We start from the raw sequence: 21,712 nt of genomic DNA, 5'->3' as shown, positions 1-21,712 counted from the left end.
CAGCCTCGGTGGACCGATCGGTCACCGGCCGAGGGCCAGCAGCAGCGCGGTGGTCAGTACCCCGGCGCCGATGACCACCGTGATCGGCCGGGGGCCGAGCACCGCGTGCCGCCTGTCGGCCAGCACCCGCGCCGGCACCAGCCCGACCAACGGCCCGAGCAGGGTCACCACCAGTGCCAGCACCGGCAGCCCGACCGCCAGGTCGCCGCCGTACCCGACGCCCAACGCCCGCGCCCCCGCCCCCAGCGCGTACGCGAGCACCGCACCGGCCACCCCGCAGAGCGCCAGCAGCGGGTTGACCGAGCCCGGCAGCTCACCCGGCTGCCCGGCCCGGTCGAGCAGGTCCCGGGCGCGGGTGAGCAGCAGCACCGCGTCGGTGTCACCGCCGCCGGTGGCGGGAGCGGGCGGGCCGCCGAGGCGACGGGCACCGAGGCGGGTACGCACCTGCTGCCACAGGTGCGCCACCTCGGCGTCGACCCGTTCCTGCTGCTCGCGCGCCTCGACGAGCTCCACCTCGGCATACTGGACCTGCTCGGCGGCGTCGGCGACGGCCTGTTCGGCGGCGGCGCACTGCCGTTCGTACCAGGTGTGCGCCTCGGCGCGCTGCTCGTGCACCCGTGCGGTCAGCTCGGCCAGTCGCCGCAACTGCGCCGCGTACGTCTCACTGGCCACTGGTTCGTTCACCACGACGGCCCATAGGGGATGATCACCTGTCCGGTGCGGTGGACCGCCCGGTCGAAGAAGAGCCCCCGCCAGGGGCGGGGATACCAGTCGGGGCCGCCGGTGCCCGGGTAGAGCGACGAACCCAGCTCGCCACCGTGCGCGTCCAGCGCCACCCAGGCCCCGATCTGGTCCGTGCGGGCGGCCGGCCCGCCGAGGTCGGCGCGCATCCGAGCCACCCCTCGCCACCAGGCCAGCACGTGCGTGCGTCGTTCCGGCCCGTCGTGCAGGATCCGGCGGAGCTGCTCCAGGCCGGTGCGCCGGCCCGCGCGGGCGGCCAGTGTGCCGGCCGCCGCGTCGACCGCGAACAGCAGCAGGTAGTGCGGGCTGCCCGGCCCGGTCAGCCCGTCGGCCGTCTCGGCCATCAGCTCGCCCACGGTCTCCTCGTCGTACCAGGCGGCGTCGTCGGCCAGGTCCTCGTAGAGGGCACGGGCCATCGGGTCGGCGTCCGCGTCGAGGCAGGCGATGGAGAACCGGGCGGTGCCCGGCGGGTGCTGGCGGGCCAGCGACCGGGCCGCCGCGTCGAGCACCGCGCACGCCTCGTCCACCCGGGTGCCCAGCACCGCGAGGTTGCGCCCCGGTGCGCGCGGCAGCCGCAGCGCCGCCGACCGCGACTGCACGTCGATGATCTCGCCGAGCAGGGCCACCGGGTTGCGCGGCGCGCTTCCGTCCGCGGGCGCGGTGAGCGCCCGGAAGTCCGGTGCGTCCGTCAGCCGGGGGATCGCGTCGCCGTCGAAGAGTCGGGCCGGCGCCGCATCGGGCGGGCGCATCCGCCACAGTCGATGCTGCAACCCGCTCCACGTCTCCCAGTCGCTGGCCGAAGGGATCCGGGCGACCTCGTTGCCCTCCACCATGCCCGACTCGGCGTTGACCACCGCGTGCCAGCGGGGCAGCGACTGCGCCGCGTCGTTGCGCTCGGCGAGGATCCGCAGCGCCTTGGGCAACGCGATGCGCAGCGTGAACTGGGCGACGAGCGCCGGGCGGCCCCACAGCGCCTCGATGCCTCGCACGTCCTGCGAGGCGAGCACCAGGTGGATGCCCTGCGACCGGCCGCGCCGGGCCAGGTCCTCCAGCAGGTCGGCCGCCTCCCGGGCGACCACGTCCCGGCCGGCGAGCAGCATCTGGAACTCGTCGACCACCGCGACGATCCGTGGCCAGTGCCCGTTCGGGTCGACGGCCCGCAGCTCGGCCAGCTTGGTCACCTCGTGCTTCTTGGCCGCGTCGGCACGACGGCGCAGCTCCTCGGCGAGGAACCGCAGCAGCGCCAACCCGAACTCCCGGTCGGTGTTGACGTTGATGCCGACCAGGCGCATGTGCGGCAACCAGCTCGGGTCGCGCCGACCCTGCGCGAACCGCGCGAAGGACACCCCCTCCTTGAAGTCCAGCAGGTAGAACTCCAGCTCGGAGGGGGAGTAGCGGGCCGCGAGGGCACCGATCCACGCGAAGATCAGGTTGGTTTTGCCGGTGCCGGACGGCCCGCCGATCAGCGCGTGCGGCGGGTAGTCACCCAACGTCAGCCGCACCGGCCGGCCCTGCGGTCCCTCACCGATGGGCGCGGTCAACCCGTCCGCGGAGTCCTCCCGCCACATCAGCTCGGGCTGGGGCAGCAGGTCGGCGAACGGGGTCGGTGGTGGGCCAGCGTTCACCTGCGCGGCGATCTCCCGGCAGGTCTCGGTGACAAGCGTCGCCGGTGGCGGCGGGTCCAGTCGGATCGGCAGCCCGGCCGCCCCGCCGATGCGCGTACCGGAGGCCCCGGCCACCACCCGGGTCACCGTCGGATCGTCCGGCACCGGCACCCCGTGCACCACCAGGTGCACCCCGCACGCCGGGCCGGCCCGTACGACCCGGTCCAACTGGCCACGCTCGTGCCGGTTCAGCTCGTCACCGCCGAGCAGCACCGCCACCCGCCACGGTTCGGGTCGTCGGCCGGTCGCCGCGGCCAGTTCCCGCAGCGAGGCGTACTCGCCGGCGAGGACCGTCTCGTTGATCCGGCGGATCTGCTCCACCAGGTCGTCCAGCAGCGAACCCAGCCCGCCGGGGCCGACGAGGGTGAGCAGCCCTGCCGTGCCCAGCGGCGCGAACCCGGCCAGGCCCCCGCCGAGCTGCTCCGGGTCGTACCCGGTCAGCCGGACCGCGCCGGGGGCGGCGCGGCCGGCGGCCCGCAGCAGCAACGCGGACACCACCGCGTCGCAGCCGGCCCGGTCATTGCCGGAGAGGTGGACGTGGCCGGCGTCGAGGAGCGGCACCAGTGCGGGCACCGGGTCGACGCCGTCGATCCGGACCGTGCCGACCCGCAGCGCGCCGGGCGGCTCCGCCCGGAGGGTCGGCGTCGGTGCCCACCCCACCCAGTCGGCCCCCGCGCAGCCGGGCGCCTCCTGGCGGGCGGCGTCGGCGGCGCGCCGGGCCAGCTCGGCGATCCGGGCGGAGTAGCGGGCGTCGATGTCGGCGATGCGGCGGTCCCGCTGCGCGCCAACCCGCTCCGGTACGACGGCTGCCGCCCGCTGGACCCGGGCCAGCCGTTCCCGCCCGGCGGTCAGCTCCGCCTGCGCGGCGGACAACCGGGTACGGGTGGCGCCCAACGCCTCGGCCAGGGTGTCCCGGACGCGCCTGGCGAGCTGACCGCGCCGGTCAGCCATCGGAGCCCCGGCGCGTCGGCGCGTCCCGCCACGGGCTGCCCGAGCGTGGTGGCGGCGGCCCACCGGGGCGCGGCGGCAGCCCCTCCGAGCGCGGCGGCAGCCCACCGGAGCGCTGCGCACCGGTCGTGCCTGGCCGCTGCGCCGCACCGCCGGCGCGCGCGCCCGCACCCGCCGCTCGCCCAGCCCCGCCTGCTCGCCCAGCCCCACCCGACTGCCCGGCCCCACCCGACTGCCCAGTGCCCGCCGGTTTGCCGGCCCGCGCCGGTTGCTGCGCTCCGCCTTGGTGCTGCGCTCCGCCTTGGTGCTCGCCGCCTGGTCGTTGTCCGCCGTCCGGTTGCCCCGCTCCCGCCGGCTCTTTCGGGCCGGAGGGGAGGTCCCGGCCGAGGCGGGCGAGCAGCAGCCCGGTCGCCACGCCGGCGGTCACCGCGGAGTCGGCGGCGTGTGGCGGCTCCCCGGAGGCGCGCGGTGGCGGCATCCGGCACACCCGGGTCAGCAGCGTCTCCAGCACCGGCGGCGGCAACCCGGGCAGCAGGTCGCGCACGCGCCCGTCCAACTCGCCGCGCAGCCGAGGGAGGTCGGCGGCGCGGGGCGGGTGCCCCAGCAGCTCACCGGCCAGCTCGCGCAGCAGCGGTGGCGCCAGCGCCGCCATGCCCAACCCCACGTCGGCCGAGGCCCGCCGCAACTCCTTGCGCAGCCGGTCCCGGTCGCCGGAGCGGACACCACCCACCACCCGGCGCAGCAGTTCCTGGGAGTTACCCACCCGCTCGTCGGGCTCGTCGTCGGGGCCCTCGCGCCCGCCGGTCAACTCCGCCACCCGCACCGACCACCAACGGCGCATTCGGACCTGCTCGGCCGGCTCCGGCGCGACAGCGGTGGGCCCGGCCGCCGGTGGCGTGTCGTGTCGGGGAGCGCGTTGCTCGGGGCGGGGGGCCGAAGACCCGTCCGCGGCGAGCCCGATCGCCGCCAGGTACGCCGAGAGCTGCTCCTGTGCCACCCGTAACGCGTAGCCGGCGCTCTCGGCGTGCTCGGTGGCGGCGGACAACTCGGGCACCCCCATGGGGTTGGCCGACTCCTGGCGGACCCAGCGCAGTCGTTCCGCGGCCAGGCCGAACTTCTCCAGGGCCTGCCCGAGCAGGGCCAGCGGGAACTCCTCGCTGGCGGCGCGGACCTGCCCACCGACGTCCTCGATGATGGACACGGCGGCCTACAGGGTCGCGACGTAGAGCTGCGCCTGCTCGACCGCGACAAGTGTCGCGGCGAGACACTCCTCCAGCTCCTGGCTGGCCTGTGTCAGCGACGCCTGGGCCGCCTCCACGGTCTCGTGCCCGCTGCCCTCCAGCGCACCGGCGAGGGTCTGCTGCGCCTCGGCCAGTTTCTCACCGGCGGCCTGCACGGCTGTCTGCCCGTCACCGATCTGTTGGAGGGCGACATCGATGGCAGCCTTCAGCTCGGCGACGCTCGCCACGGCGGAACCTCCTGGGGGCGGGGAGATCTCCATTAGAGCCTATCGGCCGCGCCGAAAGAACATTCGCCCTGTCGGTGTTCCTGCCCACCTGTCCGGTAGGGGCCCTGAAGTGCCGGGAGTCCGTTCTGTGGGACTCCCGGTGCGAGAACTTCTCAATTTTCGCGTAGCCAGCGGGGCCCGTACACCTCCGCGCCCAGGGCGGTGACCCGCTCGCGCAGCTCCCGGTCCGCGGTGACCACCAGCCGGCGTCGCTGCGGTGCGCCCGCGACCAGGTCGACCACGCTGTCGTCGCCGGAGCCCGGGGCGGAGACCACCCGGACGTCGTCGGTCCCGGGCACGTCCCGCGCAGCCCCCTCGACCACAAGCACCACCTCCACCGGGGCGGGCAGCCGGGCCGGCAGCCCGATCGTCGCCACCGGGGCGAGGGAGTCGCGCAGCCGGGCCGCCGCCCCGGCGCGGTCCCGCCACCACCCGTTCGGGCGGGAGCCCACCACGTTGGCGCCATCCACGATCAGCAGCGGGGTCTCATCCATCCGGTCAGCCTGCCACCAACGGCCGGCCCCAGCCCGACGCCACTCCCGGAAAGCCGGTGCTCCGCCTTCCGCGGCGTTTGTCGGGGCGCGCGCCGGGTAGCCCCTGCCGACCGTGCCGCGCCCTACTGCGGAGGACAGACATGATGGGACCCGGTGACACCGGCTCCGACCCGTGGGACGAATTCCTGGCCAGATACTTCGGCCGGGGCGAGGGAGGACGCCGACCGCCACACCGGGTCGACATCACCCGACTGATGACGGCGGACGCCCGGGAGATGCTGGCCGACGCGGCCCGGCGGGCCGCGCAACGCCACAGCAGCGACCTGGACACCGACCACCTGCTCTGGGCGGCGCTGCAACGCGAATCGCTCCGTGACCTGGTCCGCCGGGCCGGAGCCGACCCGGACACCCTGCTCAACGCCCTCGGCGGGAAGGGCGACGGCGCACCGCGCGGCGAGGTGCCGCCCAACCTGTCGTTGACCCCCGCCGCGAAGCGGGCGCTGCTCGACGCCCACCAGCTGTCCCGGGCGATGGGTGCCAACTACATCGGCCCCGAGCACATCCTGATGGCGTTGCCGCTCAACCCGGAGTCGCCGGCCGGTCGGATGCTGGCCGCCGGTCGGATCCAACCCGAGTCGTTGCAGGCCGCCAACGCCGAGCGCGGGCCGATGACCGGGCCGAAGCCGGATCGCGGCACGCCCACCCTGGACCAGTACGGGCAGGACCTCACCGAGTTGGCGCGGATGGATCAGATCGACCCGGTGATCGGACGGGCCGACGAGATCGAGCAGGCCGTGGAGATCCTGTCCCGGCGTACCAAGAACAACCCGGTGCTGATCGGCGAGGCCGGCGTCGGCAAGACCGCCATCGTCGAGGGGCTGGCCGAACGGATCTGCGACGGCGACGTGCCGCAGACCCTGCTCGGCAAGCGGGTCGTCCAACTCGACCTGGCCGGCCTGGTCGCCGGCACCCGCTACCGGGGCGACTTCGAGGAACGGCTGAAGAAGGTGATCGACGAGATCCGGGCGCACCGGGACGAGCTGATCATCTTCATGGACGAGATCCACACCCTGGTCGGGGCGGGTGGCGCCGGCAGTGAGGGCGGGATGGACGCGTCCAACATGCTCAAACCCGCCCTCGCCCGTGGCGAGCTGCGGGTGATCGGCGCGACGACGCTCGACGAGTACCGCAAGAGCATCGAGAAGGACGCCGCGCTGGCCCGCCGCTTCCAACCGGTGCTGGTGCCCGAGCCTGGCGTCGACGACACCATCGCGATCCTGCGCGGGCTGCGCGACAGGTACGAGGCCCACCACCAGGTGCGCTTCACCGACGAGGCGCTGGTCGCCGCCGCCGAGTTGTCCGACCGGTACGTCACCGACCGGTTCCTGCCGGACAAGGCCATCGACCTCATCGACCAGGCCGGCGCGCGGGTGCGGTTGCGGACCCGGACGCCGGCCTCCGACGTGCGGGAGTTGGAGCAGGAGCTCGACGAGGTACGCCGGGACAAGGAACAGGCCGTCACCGACGAGCAGTACGAGCGCGCGTCCGCCCTGCGTGACCGGATCTCCGAGCTGGAGGAGGACATCCGTCGCGCGAACGGCGAGGACGGCTCGTCCACCTCCCAGGTGCCCGAGGTGGGCCCGCAGGAGATCGCCGAGGTGGTCTCCCGGGCCACCGGCATCCCGGTCAGCCAGCTCACCGAGGAGGAACGGGACCGGCTGCTGCGCCTGGAGGGGCAACTGCACCAGAAGGTGGTCGGCCAGGACGACGCGGTCTCCGCGGTCGCCGAGGCCGTCCGTCGCTCCCGGGCCGGGCTGGCCGACCCGGAGCGGCCGATGGGCAGTTTCCTGTTCCTCGGCCCGACCGGCGTCGGCAAGACCGAGTTGGCCCGTGCCCTCGCCGAGGCGTTGTTCGGCGAGGCGGACCGGATGGTCCGGGTGGACATGAGCGAGTTCCAGGAACGGCACACGGTCAGTCGGCTGGTCGGCGCCCCGCCCGGGTACGTCGGTTACGAGGAGGCCGGCCAACTCACCGAGGCGGTGCGTCGCCGCCCGTACGCGGTGGTGCTGCTCGACGAGATCGAGAAGGCCCACCCGGACGTGTTCAACATCCTGCTCCAGGTGCTCGACGACGGGCGGTTGACCGACAGCCAGGGTCGCACGGTGAACTTCAAGAACACCGTACTGATCATGACGAGCAACCTGGGCTCGGAGCTGATCACCGGCGCCCAACGCTCGGTCGGCTTCGGCAGCGGGGCCGTGGGCAGCGAGCAGGAGAACGACGAACTGCGCGAGCGGCTGATGCGCCGCCTCCAGGAGAACTTCCGCCCGGAGTTCCTCAACCGCATCGACGAGGTCATCATCTTCCGCCGGCTGGAGGCCGAGCAGCTACGCGACATCACCGCGCTGCTGCTGGAGGACACCCGCCGCCGCATGCACGCCCAGGACCTGCAGGTGGAGTTCACCACCGCCGGCATCGACTGGCTCGCCGAGCACGGCTACCAACCGGAGTTCGGTGCCCGTCCGCTGCGCCGGGTCATCCAGCGGGAGGTGGACAACCACCTCTCCCGCATGCTGCTGGAATCGGCGATCTCACCGGGACAGAAGGTCACGGTGGACGTCCGCGACGGCGCGCTCACCTTCGACGTGACCGCGGGTGAGCGGGGGTACACCGCCGCCACGACGACGCACCCGCGATGAGCGGGCCGGCGCGACGAGAGGAAACCGAGGACCCGCACCAGCCCGCGGAGTCCGCGGGACACCGGGACGAGGACGACCATCCCGACCCGATCCTGGCGCCGCCCACCGCGAACCCCCGCCGGACGCGGGTGCCCGCGGAGGGCCTGCATCCGAAGACCGACCACGACGACCGACCGCCTGCGAGAGGAGACCCGATGGTACGCGAAGCGCGGCTCGACCCCGAGGTGGAAGTGCTCTGGGAAGACTTCCACGCCGAGGTCAACGTCCCGTCGGAGCAGCTGCGGACGTGGTTGCTGACCCGCGGCTCCGGCGAGGAGTCGTTCGGCCCGAACCCGACCCTCGACCTGCCCCAGCCGGGCCGGGAGATCCTCAAGGTGCTCAACAAGCGCAAGGTCGACCTCACCCCGGAGGACATCGAGGTGATGCGGGAGGCGGTCGAACGGATCCGCGAACTGATGGACGCCAAACCGTCGCGCGGCAACGCCGACGACACCTGGCGGCACTCGCTGCTCGACCTGGGGCACGACCCGCTCGTCGAACGCTGACCGGCCCACGTACGACGGTGCCGTCCCCTCCGCGGGGACGGCACCGTCGTGTCCGGCTACTGACCCTGGTCCGGTTCCAGGCTGGCGATGGTCAGCCCCGCCGCGTCGGCGGCGGCGTCCCGTTCGGCGCGGGTCTGGTCCTCCCGGGTGAGCAGGTTGGCGTACTCGGTCACGGCCGCCGGGTCGGGCACCTCCGGCAGGCGGCGCAGGAACGCCTCCACCGCACGGGTGGCGGCGGTGTGCGCGGCGGCCGCCTCGCGCAGCAGTTCGCGGTCGTCGGCGGGCGGGTAGAGGTCGGTCATGTCCGCCAGATACCCGGCCAACGGCGGTTCGCACCGCCACCGGCCGGGAATACCGCCTCAGACCGGTCGGATCCCGCTGGGTTGCCGCACACCGAACCCCGGATTGCTCAGCAGCCAGGACAGGTATTCCGGATGCGGGGCCAACGAGTCGACGTACGCCGCCTTGGCCGTCTCCAACACCAGGTCGGCGCCCTGGGCGGCGGGGGAGTCCGGGTGCCAGCCGAGCAGGAGCCGCCACCGCAGCGGTGTGCCGGCGATCCGGCGGGTCACCAGCCCGGCCACCGGGCGGAACGTCGCCTGGCACAGCGCCACCCCCACACCGGCGTCCACCAGGTCGACACAGCCGCGGATGTCGGTCTCGTACACCTTGCGGGGGGTGAAGCCGGCGCGGGCGCAGGCGGCGGCGAAGCAGTCGCCGAAGCAGCCGTCGCCCGGGGCGGCCACCCACTGTTCGTGACGCAGGTCCGCCAGACGCACCTCGTCGTCGGCCGCGAGAGGATGCGTCTCGGGCAGCAGCACCAGCACCGGGTCGATGGCCACCTCCTGCCAGCTCAACCCGAACCCGCCCGACGGGCTGGCGTCACCGCACACACCGGTCAGCGCGAAGTCCAGTCGGCCGCCGGCCACCAACTGCGCCAACTCGTCCACCGACCAGGAGGCGAACGTGGTGATCTGGGCAGGCGGCTGCTCGGCGGCCAACCGGTGCACCATCCGGCCCAGGATCGGGCTGTTCACCCCACCGAACCGGTAACACGGCGGCGCGTCGCCAGCCCCGGCCAGGCGGGCGGCCTCGTCCTGCAAACCCTTCATCGCCGGCAGCAGCACCCGGGCCCGGGCCAGCACCAACTCACCGAGCGCGGTGGGCCGGGCGCCGCGCCGGTCCCGGTCGAACAGCGGGCCGCCCAGTGTCCGCTCGATGCGCTGGAGCTGGGCGGTCAGCGCCGGCTGGGCCAGGCCGAGCGCCGACGCCGCCTTCGTCACACTCCCCGTCTCCGCGATTGCGCAGACCACCCGCAGGTGACGCAGCTCCAGGTTCATACCGTGACGGTAGGACTACGCGTCAGCCGGCGGAATAGCCCGAGTGGATCGGTGATAATGAATGCACTTGGGGATTGTCGTCGCCCCTCACTCCGGAGGTGCCTGCGGCAGGTCCGCCAGGTACGTCGGCCGGCGGGTCACCGCGTCGAGCACCTTGTCCACCACCCCGACCGCCGGCTCGACGATCCGGTTCCACGGAGGGGTGGCCGGAGTGCCCGGGTGCGGTCGGGTCGGTGCCGCCTCCTCGGCGATCTCCAGCCGGTTGCCGAGCCGGATCAGCTCCTCCTCGGTCGCGACCGCGCGCAGCTCACCGACGAGCGCGCCCACCCCGTCGACGTGTCGGCGGACCCGCTCGGCGACCTCGGTCAACGCCTCGTCGGTCAGACCCTTCAGGGCGGCGAGCAGACTGGCGTCGGCGCTGATCTCGGCGTCCACCCGCGCGGCGGCGGCCGGCAGCGCGGCGCGTACCGCCGGCAGCAGATACTGCTCCTCGGCGGACAGGTGTCGCGACAGCGCGGCGGTGAGCACCGCGAGTCCTTCCTGCGGTGTGGCGTCCGGGCCACCGAGCTGGTCCAGCAGTGCCAGCAGTTGCCGGTGCTCCCGGTCGACGATGTCGGCGATGTTGCGGCCACCGGGTCGGTAGCCCTCCGCGGGCGCGGGTGCGGGCGGCAGCGGCGGCAGGGGAACGGCGGACATGGTGCCCTCCTCGACTGGCGGGCGGAAGCTCCGGCAGGGGACGTACGGTCGTGGGCGGCGGTACCCGAACCCGGGGTCGGCGAAACCGGGCCCGTCGATGCGCCGGCCCAGCAGCCCGGCGGGTCGGGGCTGTCCGCACCGGTGCGCCGGCTGGTCGGCCGGCGCCGACTGGTATGAAGAGGCGATGACGAGCGAAGCGGCCTCCGCCCGACCCGACCCCACCGCAGAGGTCGTGGACCTCTGCCGCGACCTGCTGCGCATCGACACCACCAACACGGGGGACAACGACACAAGCGTCGGCGAACGCCGCGCCGCCGAGTACGTGGCGGAGAAACTCGCCGAGGTGGGCGTGGAGTCCGTCCTGCACGAGTCCGCACCGGGACGGGCGAACGTGGTGGCCCGCATCCCGGGCACCGACCCGAGCCGGGGCGCGCTGCTCGTGCACGGCCACCTGGACGTGGTGCCCGCCGACGCCGACGAGTGGTCGGTGCACCCGTTCTCCGGCGAGCTGCGCGACGGCTACCTCTGGGGCCGGGGCGCGATCGACATGAAGGACTTCGACGCGATGGTGCTCGCCGTGGTGCGGCACTGGCAGCGCACCGGTGTGCGACCACCGCGCGACATCGTGCTCGCGTACACCGCCGACGAGGAGGCGGGCAGCGACTACGGCGCGCGCTTCCTGGTGGACAACCACAGTGGCCTCTTCGACGGCTGCACCGAGGCGATCGGCGAGGTCGGCGGTTTCTCCTACTCGGTCAACGACAGCCAGCGGCTCTATCTCATCGAGACCGCCGAGAAGGGCATCGACTGGCTGCGGCTGCACGCCAGGGGCCGCCCCGGGCACGGCTCGATGGTGCACGACGACAACGCGGTCACCGCGCTCGCCGAGGCGGTCGCCCGGATCGGCCGACACCGCTTCCCGGTGGTGGTCACCGACACCGTGCGCGCCTTCCTGGAGGAGGTCTCCGACCTGCTCGGCGTCGAGTTGGACCCGGAGGACCCGGAGACGGCCATCGCCAAGCTCGGCCCGATCGCCAACATCATCGGCGCGACCATCCGCAACACCGCCAACCCGACACGCCTGGGCGCCGGCTACAAGGACAACGTCATCCCCGGCCGGGCCACCGCCACCATCGACTGCCGCAGCCTGCCCGGCCAGTCCGAGCTGCTGGAGCGGCAGCTGCGTGAGCTGGTCGGCCCGGACATCGCGATCGAGTACATCCAGCGCCAGCCGGCGTTGGAGACCACCTTCGACGGCGACCTGGTCGAGGCCATGTCAGCGGCGCTGCGCGCCGAGGATCCGGGCGCGCGCCCGGTTCCGTACATGCTCTCCGGAGGCACCGACGCCAAGGCGTTCTCGCAGCTCGGCATCCGCTGCTTCGGTTTCGCGCCACTGCGGCTGCCCGCCGACCTGAACTTCTCGGCGTTGTTCCACGGCATCGACGAGCGCGTTCCGGTCGACGGACTACAGTTCGGCGTGCGGGTTCTCGACCGGTTCCTCCGCAGCTGCTAGCCGCGCCCGGCGCGACCTCCTTAAACGTGAAGGGACTGCCCCACATGACCGACCAGCACGGTGAGCTGGACGCCGCTCTCGAGCGGGTGATCGAAGCGGCCCGCCACCACCTGGCCGCCGTACGCGCCGCACAGGGCCGCGTCGACGACGACGACGTCTGGCAGGCGTACGTGGCGTTGAACAACGCCTCCTTCGCGTACGACGAGCGGTTGCTCGACGCCTTCGGCGAGGTGACGCCGTGGGATGTCGACTCGATCGACCCGGACGAGGCCGACGAGCGTTTCAGTGGCCCCGAGGGCTCCGAGGCCAGCGACCCGCACCCCCGGGTGATCTCGGTGCGGCAGCGTCGCGACTACCGGGTGCCGAGCGTCGCCGCGCTGCTGCGGGTGGCCGAGGCGGCCCGTCGCGAGGGCACCCCGGAGGACGACGAGCCGGCGCCGGTGGAGGGCGTCGGCGAGGCGGTGCTGGAGCTGCTGCAGAGCGGCGACGGCTCGCTCGGCGCGCTGGACGTCCCCGAGTTGGAGCCCCTCGACGGTGTGGTGATGGTCAGCGAGGTGGGCACCCCCGTCGACCTGGAGTCGTTCGACGACGACGACGCGGTCGGGCCGTTCCAGCCGGCGGTCGACGACCGGCTGGTCGGCCGGCTCGACGAGCACCCGTTCATGGAGCTCGACGACGACCACGACCACGCCGGGCACCAGCACTAGGACCTAGGTGACCGCCCGGGGCCCCACGGGCCCCGGGCGTCACGGCCCGTTCAGTACGACAGGCCCGGCTGGGGCTGGTTGACCCGTCGCCGCCGCAGCACCACCTGCCGCGTGCCGTCCCGGTACAACCGCACCCGGGCCAACTCCCATCCGGAGAACTCCGCCTGGATCGCCAACTGCGCCGCGGCGGTCAACCTGTCGACGTTCGGCGGCAGCCGCAGTGGCGCGTACTCGTAGTCCATGCCACCCATGCTGCCCAGCCCAGCGGCTGTTCGCCACCCCCTCGGGGGTGATCGACGCCGCTGCCCTGGGCGGTTCGTGTCCCGGTGTCCGCGCCCGGGTGCCGTCTCCTGGCAGGAACGACCCACCCGCGCGCTGCCGGGTGCCAGGAAACGGCGCCCGGAGTGTGCGCGTGTCGGCTCTCGCGGGGGGTCTGGGTGGCGATACGCCGAGCCGGCCCGGCCGCGCGGCGGTGTCGCGTCGATCGGACAGAATGTCGTCGGGCAGCCGCCGGCGGGTCAGCCGGCGGGCCGCGGGGGAGGAACGCGTGACGGCAGGGGAGCGGGGTCGGCTCGGTCGGGTCACCGAGGCGGTGCTCGGCGGCGCGCGGGCCGCCCGGGACAAGGCCCGTGAGCTGCGCGACGAGTTCCGCACCAGCGACGAACCCGAACGAGCCCTCGTCGCGCCGCTGCTGCCCGGGCAGGCGCTGCGCTACGTGGGGCTCGGCCCGGTCCGCGCCCCGGACACCTACCGGGCCGGTCGGCAGCTCGCCCACGTGATGGCCGACGAGTTCGTCGACTCGCTCGACCCGAAGGTGCTGTTCGGGCTGCTCCACATCGTCAACCCGGTGGTCTGGGTGGACGCGGTGCTGACGCCGGTCCGGCTGGCCGCGGGCGTGCTGCTGCTGCCCGGCAGGGCCGGTGCCCTCGCCGCCGGTGTGCCGGAGGCGGCCGAGCCGGAGCCGAGCCCGCCACACCAGCGCGTGCCGCGGGAGCCGATTGCGCTGACCGAGGAGCAGGAGGCGTTCCGCGCCCTGTTCCGGCTCAGCCTGTACCGCCCGCTGGCCGACCAGCTCGCCGAGATCGCCTACCGTCGCCGGTACGTCTTCGGCGGCGATCTCGCCACGCTCGCCGGCAGTCTGCTGCTCTTCCTGGAGCGGTACACGGGCACCCCGCTGGCGGTGACCGACACCCACCTGCACCTGCTGCGGATGGGGCCCCGCCCGGACGCCGACCGGCCCGACCGGCGGCAACCGCGGGTGCTGTGGAGTGTGCCACGCGACCGGGTGGCCCGCATCGACTCGGAGCGCGGCGCGACCGGGCTCGTGCAGCTGACGTCCACGGTCGCCTTCGACGACGGCTCGTGGATCCGGCTCACCCAGCCCGCACTCCGCGACGACCAGGCGCGCTTCCTGACCGCGATCCACGACCTCCCCGGGCGACGCCCAACGCCGTGATGCCCCGTGCCGCGCCGGCCCGTGTCGCGCCGGCCCGTGTCGTGTGCCGTGCCCATGATCGTGCTCGATCCATGACGTAGTGGCCACGTCGTCGTGGGATGCCGCCGAATCCAGGATTGAGCACGATCTTGCCGGACGCCGCGACCGGGGTGAGGAAGATCCGCGCCACATCGGGGATGGTGCTGCCTCCCTCCCGCCGGAGGCAGCACCATCGGGGTAGTTGCGCGGATCCGGGGACGGGGTGCGGCGCGCGCCTGCCGCCGGGGGCCGGCCGCGCCGGTCAGCCGTCTCGTTCGGGGTAGCCCAGCGGCACCGCCGAGACGTCGTCCAGCGCGGTGGTGATCTCCTCGGGCAGGGTGATCCGTTCCACTCCGAGTGCGCCGAGCAGTTGCCCGACCGTCCGTGCGCCGAGGATCGGCGCGGTCACCCCCGGCCGGTCCCGGATCCAGGCCAACGCCACCTCCAGCGGCGACACCCCCAGGCCACCGGCCGCCGTCGCCACCGCCTCGACGATGCTGGAGCAGCGCGGGTCCAGGTACGTCGAGACGAACCGCTCGAAGTGCGGCGACGCGGCTCGGGAATCCGCCGGACGGCCGTGCCGGTACTTGCCGGTGAGCACGCCCCGACCCAACGGTGACCAGGGCAGCAGGCCGAGGCCGAGCGCGTCGCACGCGGGCAGCACCTCCCGCTCGACGCCCCGCTCCAACAGCGAGTACTCCACCTGGGTCGCGACCACCGGGGCCCGTCCCGGCCAGGCGGTCTGCCAGGCCGCGGCCCGTGCGGTCTGCCAGCCGGAGAAGTTCGACACCCCGACGTAGCGGACCTTGCCGCTTGCCACCGCGTGGTCCAGTGCGGCCAGGGTTTCCTCCAGCGGGGTGTCCGGGTCGTACCCGTGCACCTGGAACAGGTCGACGTGGTCGGTGCCGAGCCGGCGCAGCGACGCGTCCAACGTCCGCAGCAGGTGCCCCCGGGAGCCGTCGCGGCGTCGGCCGCTGCCCGGACGCAACCCCGCCTTCGTGGCGATCAGCAGCTCGTCGCGGGGCACGAGGGTGCCCAACAGCGAGCCGATCACCGACTCGGCGTCGCCGTCGCCGTACACGTCGGCGGTGTCGATCAGGTTGCCCCCGGCGTCGAGGTAACTCTTCAGCTGGGCGGCCGCGTCGTCGGCGTCGGTGTCCCGGCCCCAGGTCATGGTGCCGAGCGCGAGCCGGGAAACCGCCAGCCCGCTTCGGCCGAGCGGTCGCTGTTGCATGGGTGAACCTTATTTCGAACCTGCCGCCACGGATATCCTCGCTCCCGTATCTTCGCCGGTTCTGCCGGTTCCGCCGCTCTGGGCTGCCCCGATGGAGGGGGGAGCATTCGTGGAGAGCCGGTGATCGAGTCCGTTTTCGGCATTGCGTAACCTGGTGCGACCTGTGCCACGGATGGGGGAGGACCAGTGCGACTCGGGCTCAGTCTTGGATACCAGACAGCGTGGAGCACACCGGCCGACCATCTGGCCCTGGCTCAGGAGGCGGACCGGCTGGGTTATTCGGTGGTGTGGGCGGCGGAGGCGTACGGCTCGGACTCGCCCAGCATGCTCGCCTGGATGGCCGGCCAGACCGAACGGATCGACGTCGGCGCCGCGGTGATGCAGATCCCCGCTCGTACGCCGGCGGCCACCGCCATGACCGCCGCCACCATCGACGCGCTCTCCGGTGGCCGGTTCCGGCTCGGCCTGGGTGTCTCCGGTCCGCAGGTCTCCGAGGGCTGGCACGGGGTGCGCTTCGCCAAGCCCCTCGCACGCACCCGCGAGTTCGTCGACATCGTTAAGCTGGCCATCGCCCGCAAGGAGGTGGCCTACGACGGGCAGCACTACACGCTGCCGCTGCCGGACGGTCCGGGCAAGGCCCTGCGGTTGGGCTTCCATCCACCCCGCGAGCACATACCGATCTATCTGGCCGCGGTCGGCCCGAAGAACCTGGAGCTGGCCGGTGAGATCGCCGACGGCTGGCTGGCGGTGTTCTACGCCCCGGAGTTCGCCGAGGAGCAGCTCGCCTCGGTCCGCGCCGGTCGGGCCAAGGTCGGCAAGGAGCTGGCCGGGTTCGACGTGGTGCCCTCGGTGCCCGTGGTGATCGGCGACGACGTGGCCTCCTGCGCCGAGCTCGTCCGCTGGTACGCCGCGCTGTACGTGGGCGGTATGGGCAGCCGCGAGCAGAACTTCTACAACCAGCTCGCCACCCGGATGGGTTACGGCGACGCGGCCCGCGACGTGCAGGACCTGTACCTGGCCAAGCGGCAGCGTGACGCCGCCGCTGCCGTACCCATGGAGTTCATCGACCGGACCTCGCTGCTCGGCCCGAAGGAGCGCGTCGCCGAGCGGATGCGGGAGTACGCCGCCGCGGGCGTCACCACGCTGTCGGTGACCCTGTTCGTGGCCGACCGGGACAGCGGCGTGCAGACCCTGCGTACCGTCGCGGAGGCACTTGAGCTTTCGGGAGTCGGCGAGTGACCTGGGTTGAGGCCATCGTCCTGGGCATCGTCCAGGGACTGACCGAGTTTCTTCCGGTCAGCTCGTCGGGGCATCTGCGGATCACCTCGGCGATCTTCTTCGACCGCGACGCCGGCGCGTCGTTCACCGCGGTCACCCAGCTCGGCACCGAGGCGGCAGTGCTGATCTACTTCGCCAAGGACATCTGGCGGATCACCCGGACCTGGTTGGTGGGCATCCGGGACACGTCGGTGCGCTCCAGCCTCGACTACCGGATGGGCTGGTACGTGATCGTCGGCTCGATTCCGATCGGGTTGTTCGGTTTCCTGTTCAAGGACCAGATCAAGACCGCCGGGCGCAACCTGTGGGTGGTGGCGACCACGCTCATCGTGTTCGCCTTCGTGCTGGCGTTCGCGGAGTACTGGGGGCGGCAGACCCGCACCCTGGAAAACTTCCGGATGAAGGACGGCATCGTGATGGGCTTCGCCCAGGCCATGGCGCTGGTCCCCGGGGTGTCCCGCTCCGGTGGCACGCTCACCGCCGGCCTGCTGCTCAACCTCACCCGGGAGGCGGCGGCACGGTACTCGTTCCTGCTGGCCATCCCGGCGGTGGTGATGTCCGGCGTGTTCAGCCTCGGGGACGTCTTCGAGCCGTCCGCCCCGGGCACGTCCGTGCCCACGGTGGCCCAGACGATCGTGGCCACCCTCATCGCCTTCGGCATCGGGTACGCGGCCATCGCCTGGCTGCTGCGCTACGTCGCCCACCACACCCTGTACGTCTTCGTGCTGTACCGGGTGGCGCTGGGCACGTTGGTCCTGGCGCTGCTGCTGACCGGGTCGATCGACGCCACCTGACCGACCCGTCGACGGCCCCCGGCCCTGCCTCCCGGCGGGACCGGGGGCCGCGGTCGTCATCCCCGCCCACCGCCCGCGGCCGCCCGCCGCCCACCGCCCACCGCCCGCGGCCGCCCGCCGCCCACCGCCCACCGCCCGCGGCCGCCCGCCGCCCACCGCCCGCGGCCGCCCGCCGCCCGCCGCCCGCGGCCGCCCCCGGCCGCCCGCCGCCCGCGGCCCGCCGCCCGCCGCCCGCCAGGCATGATCGACTCGACTTTCTGGAAATTGCGCTGTCCGGGACGGCCGGACAACCCGACTTCCTGAAAACCGAGTCGATCATGAAGCGCGGGCCGGGCGGCGCCGACCCGGCCGGCGCGTGGCGCGGAGCCCGCGGCCGTCCCGGGCGGGACGCAGGTCATAGGGTGGTCCCCGTGGCGACCCTTCTGCTTCTGCGACACGGCCGGACCACGGCGAACGCCGACGGCGGCCTGGCCGGCCGGCAACCGGTCGAGCTGGACGACACCGGGCGTGCCCAGGCCGCCGCCGCGGGTGAGCGGTTGCGGGCGGTGCCGCTGGCCGCCGTGGTGACCAGCCCGCTGATCCGCTGCCGGCAGACCCTGGAGTTGGCGCTTCCGCAGGCCACCCCGGTCGTCGAGGACGGGTTGATCGAGTGTGACTACGGCAGCTGGGAGGGGCAGCCGCTGAAGAAGCTCGCGAAGGAGCCGCTCTGGCCGGTGGTCCAGCAACGCCCCAGTGCGGCGGTGTTCCCCGGTGGGGAGGCGATGGCGGCCATGGCCGCGCGGGCGGTCGCGGCGGTGCGCTCCTGGGACGCCCGGGTGAGCGACGAGCACGGGCCCGAGGCGGTGTGGCTGGCGTGCAGCCACGGCGATGTGATCAAGGCCATCGTGGCGGACGCGCTCGGCGTACACCTGGATCTTTTTCAGCGGATCGTGGCCGACCCGGCGTCGGTGACCGCGATCCGCTTCACGCCGCTGCGGCCGTTCCTGCTCCGGCTCAACGACACCGGCGGTGACCTGTCCGCCCTGGTGCCGCCGCCGCGCAAGCGGCGTCGGCGGGCTCCACGCGCGGCCGACTCGGACGCCGCGGTCGGCGGTGGCGCCGGCGCGTCCTCGTGACGACGCCGCCGGGCGGCCGCCCCACCGCGACGACCCCGCCTGATCGTCGGCCGAGGCTGACCGGGGCCGGCGGCGGGGCCGCCACGCCCGGTCATCGACGCTGGTACGCCGGGCGCGCCGCCCCGGGGGCGATTCGGGTCGGTGGGGTGCGCGGTGCCGTGGCGGGCCGGATAGGGTCGTGGGTATGACCCACCAGGTGCACGCCTTCGAACCGCCGGAGCGGTTCGTCGCCGGGACTGTCGGGCCGCCGGGGGAGCGCGCGTTCTTCCTGCAGGCCCGCGGCGGCGGCAGGCTGGTCAGCGTCGCGCTGGAGAAGGTTCAGGTGTCCCTGCTCGCCGAGAAGCTGGAGGAGCTGCTCACCGAGGCGCAACGTCGCTTCGGGGTGGACCTTCCCGAGCTGGCGCCGGTGATCGGCGACAACGAGCCACTGGACACACCCGTCGACGAGGAGTTCCGGGTCGGGACCCTCGGGTTGGCCTTCGACGTGGACACGGCGACCGTGGTGATCGAGGCGATCGCCGCGGGCGAGGTGGAGCCCGAGGTCGAGTTGGGCGACGAGGACGACGAGGACGCCGACGACGACGATGTCGAGGACGACGAGCCGGACGAGGACCTCGACCGGCTCCGGGTCCGGCTCACCCCGCAGGCGACCCGCCAGTTCATCGAGCGGGCCCGGCGAGTGGTCAACGCGGGTCGGCCTCCGTGCCCGCTCTGCGGCCAACCGTTGGACCCCGCCGGGCACCTCTGCCCGCGGCACAACGGTTACCACCGGTGACCTCGTCCGGCCTCCAGCCTCGCCAGGACGGCGACGCCGCGCTGCGGTTGCTGCGTGACGGCACCCTCGACCTGGAGGGTCGGCTTGTCGACGCGTCGAACACGACGCTGCGCGGCATCCTGACCCTGGACGGGGCCACCGCCCGCTGTGTCTACAAACCGGTCCGCGGTGAGCGTCCGCTCTGGGACTTTCCCGACGGCACCCTCGCCGGCCGGGAGGTCTCGGCGTACCTGGTCTCCCGGGCCACCGGCTGGGGCCTGGTGCCGCCCACCGTGCTGCGCGACGGCCCGTTCGGCCCCGGCTCCTGCCAGCTCTGGATCGACGAGCCGGAGGACGCCGAACCGCTTGTGGGGTTCGTGCCGGCCGACGAGCTGCCGCCACGCTGGTTCCCGATCGCCGCGGCCCGCGACGACGACGGCACCGCGTACGCGCTCGCCCACTCCGACGACCCACGGCTGGCCCGTCTCGCGGTGCTCGACGCGGTGATTAACAACGCTGACCGCAAGGGCGGTCACGTGCTGGTCGGCGCCGACGACCGGATCTACGGGGTCGACCACGGGGTGAGCTTCCACGTGGAGGACAAGCTGCGTACGGTGCTGTGGGGGTGGGCCGGCAAGCAGTTGCCGCCGGACGCCGTGGAGATGCTCGACGGGCTCGCCGGGCAGGTCGCCGGGGCGCTCGGCGAGGAGCTGGCCGACCACCTGACGATCAGCGAGATGGCCGAGTTGGCGTCCCGGATCGACAGGTTGCGGGAGACCTGCCGCTTCCCGCAGCCCCCGGAGGACTGGCCCGCGGTGCCGTGGCCGCCCATGTGACCCGCTGTCATCTTGATCACCCGTGGGACGCTCCGGCGTCGTTTGCGGGCTGGCTAGGCTGATCCCATGGAGTCTTGGGCGGGACACGAGGTGCCACGGCTGCCGGGCAGGGGCGAGCCACTGGCGTTGTACGACTCGGCGCGGCAGGGCGTCCACCGGAGTGAGCCGGCCGACGCGGGAAGCATGTACGTCTGCGGCATCACCCCGTACGACGCCACGCACCTCGGTCACGCCGCCACCATGATCACGTTCGATCTGGTACAGCGGATGTGGCGCGACGCCGGCCGTCCGGTGCGTTACGTGCAGAACGTCACCGACATCGACGACCCGCTGCTGGAACGGGCCGCCCGCGACGGCGAGGACTGGGTGGTCCTGGCAATGCGCGAGACGGCGCTGTTCCGGGAGGACATGGAGGCCCTGCGGATCATCCCGCCGGCGCACTACGTGGGCGCGGTCGAGTCGATCCCGGACATCGCCGACAAGGTCGAGGTGCTGGTCAAGGACGGTGCCGCGTACCGGCTCGACGACGGCACCGGCGACGTCTACTTCGACATCTCCGCCACCGGCCGGTTCGGCTACGAGTCGAACCTGACCCGGGAGCAGATGCTGGAGATCTTCCCCGAGCGCGGCGGCGACCCGGACCGGGCCGGCAAACGTGACCCCCTGGACCCGCTGCTGTGGCGCGGCGCCCGCGAGGGCGAGCCGTCCTGGCCGGGCGGGGAACTGGGCGCAGGTCGCCCGGGTTGGCACATCGAGTGCGCCGTCATCGCGCTGAACCTGCTCGGTGACCGGATCGACGTGCAGGGCGGCGGCAACGACCTGCTGTTCCCGCACCACGAGGCCTCCGCCGCACACGCCGAGCGGCTCACCGGCCAGGCGCCGTTCGCCGAGCACTACGTGCACGCCGGGATGATCGGCCTCAACGGCGAGAAGATGTCCAAGTCCCGCGGCAACCTGGTCTTCGTGTCCCGGCTGCGCGCCGACAAGGTCGACCCGATGGCGATCCGGCTGGCGTTGATCTCCGGGCACTACCGCAGCGACCGCATCTGGACCGACGAGGTGCTCACCACCGCGCAGGAGCGCCTGGCCCGTTGGCGGCAGGCCGCCGCCGCGCCCGCCGGGCCGTCCGGGGTCGAGCTGCTGGCCGAGGTACGCGCACGCCTCGCCGACGACCTGGACACCCCGGGAGCGCTGGCGGCAGCCGACCGCTGGGCCGACGCGACCCTCGCCGGGGCCGCCGACGACACGGACGCCCCGGCTCTCTTCGCGGACACCGTGGACGCCCTCCTGGGAGTCCGCCTCTGACACCCGCCCCTCCGAGCGGACCGCGGCGTGGTCGACTCGGTTCTCCGGAAGCCGAGTCGACCACACGG

At 73.4% G+C, this 21,712-nt stretch carries 20 protein-coding genes and 1 pseudogene; 11 read left to right on the top strand and 10 right to left on the bottom strand.

What is annotated here, in order from left to right:
* Positions 1-21: 21 nt before the first annotated feature.
* The 5 genes and pseudogenes from ACGFIW_RS20730 to ACGFIW_RS20710 form a co-directional block, all read right to left on the bottom strand.
* Entirely contained in the window at positions 22-684 is a 663-nt protein-coding gene (locus ACGFIW_RS20730) for a hypothetical protein (RefSeq protein WP_393317949.1), read from the bottom strand.
* On the bottom strand, positions 681-3,356 hold the full coding sequence (locus ACGFIW_RS20725) for an FtsK/SpoIIIE domain-containing protein (RefSeq protein WP_393317946.1): 2,676 nt from the start codon (positions 3,354-3,356) through the stop codon (positions 681-683). The genes ACGFIW_RS20730 and ACGFIW_RS20725 overlap by 4 nt, the downstream gene beginning before the upstream one ends.
* A 358-nt stretch (positions 3,357-3,714) precedes the next feature.
* A pseudogene (locus tag ACGFIW_RS20720) lies at positions 3,715-4,554 on the bottom strand (hypothetical protein); the annotation flags it as partial.
* 6 nt (positions 4,555-4,560) lie between these two features.
* Positions 4,561-4,821, bottom strand: coding sequence for a hypothetical protein (locus tag ACGFIW_RS20715; RefSeq protein ID WP_030504016.1), 261 nt, complete (start codon positions 4,819-4,821; stop codon positions 4,561-4,563).
* Positions 4,822-4,973: 152 nt separating this feature from the next.
* Positions 4,974-5,354 (bottom strand): hypothetical protein, encoded by a 381-nt coding sequence (locus tag ACGFIW_RS20710; RefSeq protein WP_393317943.1) that lies wholly within the window; start codon positions 5,352-5,354, stop codon positions 4,974-4,976.
* Positions 5,355-5,494: 140 nt separating this feature from the next.
* Between ACGFIW_RS20710 and ACGFIW_RS20705 the strand changes: the two genes are divergently transcribed.
* The gene (locus ACGFIW_RS20705; protein ID WP_393317940.1) at positions 5,495-8,053 is read left to right on the top strand and encodes an ATP-dependent Clp protease ATP-binding subunit; all 2,559 of its coding nucleotides are present in this window, start codon (positions 5,495-5,497) and stop codon (positions 8,051-8,053) included.
* A gap of 194 nt (positions 8,054-8,247) precedes the next feature.
* Entirely contained in the window at positions 8,248-8,598 is a 351-nt protein-coding gene (locus tag ACGFIW_RS20700) for a DUF3140 domain-containing protein (protein WP_357074149.1), read from the top strand.
* A gap of 56 nt (positions 8,599-8,654) precedes the next feature.
* Here ACGFIW_RS20700 and ACGFIW_RS20695 read toward each other — a convergent pair whose 3' ends face one another.
* From ACGFIW_RS20695 to ACGFIW_RS20685, 3 genes are all read right to left on the bottom strand, one after another.
* Complete coding sequence (locus ACGFIW_RS20695; RefSeq protein ID WP_357559653.1) at positions 8,655-8,900, bottom strand: hypothetical protein; 246 nt, start codon at positions 8,898-8,900, stop codon at positions 8,655-8,657.
* Positions 8,901-8,957: 57 nt separating this feature from the next.
* On the bottom strand, positions 8,958-9,938 hold the full coding sequence (locus ACGFIW_RS20690; protein WP_393317936.1) for a LysR family transcriptional regulator: 981 nt from the start codon (positions 9,936-9,938) through the stop codon (positions 8,958-8,960).
* Positions 9,939-10,025: 87 nt separating this feature from the next.
* A complete protein-coding gene (locus tag ACGFIW_RS20685) occupies positions 10,026-10,634 on the bottom strand; it encodes a hemerythrin domain-containing protein (RefSeq protein WP_393317933.1) in 609 nt (202 codons plus the stop codon).
* A 184-nt stretch (positions 10,635-10,818) separates the two neighbouring features.
* Here ACGFIW_RS20685 and ACGFIW_RS20680 point away from each other — a divergent pair, with 184 nt between their 5' ends.
* Complete coding sequence (locus ACGFIW_RS20680; RefSeq protein WP_393317930.1) at positions 10,819-12,147, top strand: M20/M25/M40 family metallo-hydrolase; 1,329 nt, start codon at positions 10,819-10,821, stop codon at positions 12,145-12,147.
* Between the two features lie 44 nt (positions 12,148-12,191).
* Positions 12,192-12,854 (top strand): hypothetical protein, encoded by a 663-nt coding sequence (locus tag ACGFIW_RS20675; RefSeq protein WP_393317927.1) that lies wholly within the window; start codon positions 12,192-12,194, stop codon positions 12,852-12,854.
* Positions 12,855-12,904: 50 nt separating this feature from the next.
* Here ACGFIW_RS20675 and ACGFIW_RS20670 read toward each other — a convergent pair whose 3' ends face one another.
* On the bottom strand, positions 12,905-13,096 hold the full coding sequence (locus tag ACGFIW_RS20670; RefSeq protein WP_013734349.1) for a DUF5703 family protein: 192 nt from the start codon (positions 13,094-13,096) through the stop codon (positions 12,905-12,907).
* A 305-nt stretch (positions 13,097-13,401) separates the two neighbouring features.
* On the opposite strand from ACGFIW_RS20670, the gene ACGFIW_RS20665 reads away from it, so the two are divergent.
* Complete coding sequence (locus tag ACGFIW_RS20665) at positions 13,402-14,310, top strand: hypothetical protein (protein WP_393317924.1); 909 nt, start codon at positions 13,402-13,404, stop codon at positions 14,308-14,310.
* Between the two features lie 280 nt (positions 14,311-14,590).
* On the opposite strand, the gene ACGFIW_RS20660 is transcribed toward ACGFIW_RS20665, so the two are convergent.
* Entirely contained in the window at positions 14,591-15,562 is a 972-nt protein-coding gene (locus ACGFIW_RS20660) for an aldo/keto reductase (RefSeq protein ID WP_393317921.1), read from the bottom strand.
* A gap of 186 nt (positions 15,563-15,748) precedes the next feature.
* Between ACGFIW_RS20660 and ACGFIW_RS20655 the strand changes: the two genes are divergently transcribed.
* From ACGFIW_RS20655 to mshC, 6 genes are all read left to right on the top strand, one after another.
* Positions 15,749-16,801, top strand: coding sequence for an LLM class F420-dependent oxidoreductase (locus ACGFIW_RS20655; RefSeq protein WP_393244793.1), 1,053 nt, complete (start codon positions 15,749-15,751; stop codon positions 16,799-16,801).
* Positions 16,798-17,634 (top strand): undecaprenyl-diphosphate phosphatase, encoded by an 837-nt coding sequence (locus ACGFIW_RS20650; RefSeq protein WP_357074122.1) that lies wholly within the window; start codon positions 16,798-16,800, stop codon positions 17,632-17,634. Before ACGFIW_RS20655 ends, ACGFIW_RS20650 begins: the two co-directional genes overlap by 4 nt.
* Before the next feature lie 401 nt (positions 17,635-18,035).
* The gene (locus ACGFIW_RS20645) at positions 18,036-18,749 is read left to right on the top strand and encodes a histidine phosphatase family protein (RefSeq protein ID WP_393317917.1); all 714 of its coding nucleotides are present in this window, start codon (positions 18,036-18,038) and stop codon (positions 18,747-18,749) included.
* Between the two features lie 184 nt (positions 18,750-18,933).
* On the top strand, positions 18,934-19,524 hold the full coding sequence (locus ACGFIW_RS20640; protein ID WP_357074116.1) for a DUF3090 domain-containing protein: 591 nt from the start codon (positions 18,934-18,936) through the stop codon (positions 19,522-19,524).
* A complete protein-coding gene (locus tag ACGFIW_RS20635; protein ID WP_393317915.1) occupies positions 19,521-20,339 on the top strand; it encodes an SCO1664 family protein in 819 nt (272 codons plus the stop codon). The genes ACGFIW_RS20640 and ACGFIW_RS20635 overlap by 4 nt, the downstream gene beginning before the upstream one ends.
* A gap of 66 nt (positions 20,340-20,405) precedes the next feature.
* On the top strand, positions 20,406-21,644 hold the full coding sequence (gene mshC / locus ACGFIW_RS20630; RefSeq protein WP_393317912.1) for a cysteine--1-D-myo-inosityl 2-amino-2-deoxy-alpha-D-glucopyranoside ligase: 1,239 nt from the start codon (positions 20,406-20,408) through the stop codon (positions 21,642-21,644).
* Positions 21,645-21,712: the final 68 nt, after the last annotated feature.

This window comes from Micromonospora sp. NPDC048935, from assembly GCF_043197875.1.
Classification (GTDB): domain Bacteria; phylum Actinomycetota; class Actinomycetes; order Mycobacteriales; family Micromonosporaceae; genus Micromonospora.
This window is presented reverse-complemented; position numbering and strand designations above follow the sequence as displayed.

Coding starts and splice junctions, on each gene's coding strand:
- ACGFIW_RS20685 (WP_393317933.1), bottom strand. CDS start 10,634: ATGTCCGCCGTTCCCCTGCCGCCGCTGCCGCCCGCACCCGCGCCCGCG.
- ACGFIW_RS20725 (WP_393317946.1), bottom strand. CDS start 3,356: ATGGCTGACCGGCGCGGTCAGCTCGCCAGGCGCGTCCGGGACACCCTG.
- ACGFIW_RS20670 (WP_013734349.1), bottom strand. CDS start 13,096: ATGGACTACGAGTACGCGCCACTGCGGCTGCCGCCGAACGTCGACAGG.
- mshC (WP_393317912.1), top strand. CDS start 20,406: ATGGAGTCTTGGGCGGGACACGAGGTGCCACGGCTGCCGGGCAGGGGC.
- ACGFIW_RS20675 (WP_393317927.1), top strand. CDS start 12,192: ATGACCGACCAGCACGGTGAGCTGGACGCCGCTCTCGAGCGGGTGATC.
- ACGFIW_RS20660 (WP_393317921.1), bottom strand. CDS start 15,562: ATGCAACAGCGACCGCTCGGCCGAAGCGGGCTGGCGGTTTCCCGGCTC.
- ACGFIW_RS20640 (WP_357074116.1), top strand. CDS start 18,934: ATGACCCACCAGGTGCACGCCTTCGAACCGCCGGAGCGGTTCGTCGCC.
- ACGFIW_RS20680 (WP_393317930.1), top strand. CDS start 10,819: ATGACGAGCGAAGCGGCCTCCGCCCGACCCGACCCCACCGCAGAGGTC.
- ACGFIW_RS20695 (WP_357559653.1), bottom strand. CDS start 8,900: ATGACCGACCTCTACCCGCCCGCCGACGACCGCGAACTGCTGCGCGAG.
- ACGFIW_RS20710 (WP_393317943.1), bottom strand. CDS start 5,354: ATGGATGAGACCCCGCTGCTGATCGTGGATGGCGCCAACGTGGTGGGC.
- ACGFIW_RS20690 (WP_393317936.1), bottom strand. CDS start 9,938: ATGAACCTGGAGCTGCGTCACCTGCGGGTGGTCTGCGCAATCGCGGAG.
- ACGFIW_RS20700 (WP_357074149.1), top strand. CDS start 8,248: ATGGTACGCGAAGCGCGGCTCGACCCCGAGGTGGAAGTGCTCTGGGAA.
- ACGFIW_RS20705 (WP_393317940.1), top strand. CDS start 5,495: ATGATGGGACCCGGTGACACCGGCTCCGACCCGTGGGACGAATTCCTG.